Annotated in this window: 1 protein-coding gene; it reads right to left on the reverse strand. The window is 64.3% G+C overall.

Features of this window, described 5'->3' with window-relative positions:
* The coding region (locus tag IPU70_RS32695; protein ID WP_207474198.1) for an Ig-like domain-containing protein at positions 1-401 on the reverse strand (401 nt) is incomplete at both ends.

Genomic DNA, 401 nt, shown 5'->3' on the forward strand with positions numbered 1-401 from the left:
AAGTTGAGGTTGGCGCTGGAGGTATCGCCGTCGGCATCGGCGACGGTGTAGTTCAGCGTGAAGTTCAGCTTGTCGTTGGCGTTCAGCGCCTGGACGGCCGGCTTGGTGTTGTCGAGCTTGAACTCCCAGGTGCCGTTGGCGTTGAGCGTCAGGGTGCCGTACTGGGCGATGAGGGCCTTCTGGGCGTCGGTGACGTTCCAGGTGACGCCGGTGATGGCATCGGCGCCCTTGGTGTCGTTGGCCACGACGTCGCCGCTCAGGGTGTTGACCGCAGCGTCCTCGGTGACGGTGCCGCCGGCATCGTCCTTGGCCACGGGTGCGGTGTCGATGATCTGGATGACCAGGTCGTTGCTGGTGGACTTGCCGGCCACGTCGGTGACGGTGACGGTGAAGTTGTCCTT

Source organism: Achromobacter sp. SD115 (assembly GCF_017355315.1).
In the GTDB taxonomy this organism is placed as follows: Bacteria; Pseudomonadota; Gammaproteobacteria; order Burkholderiales; family Burkholderiaceae_B; genus Achromobacter; species Achromobacter xylosoxidans_B.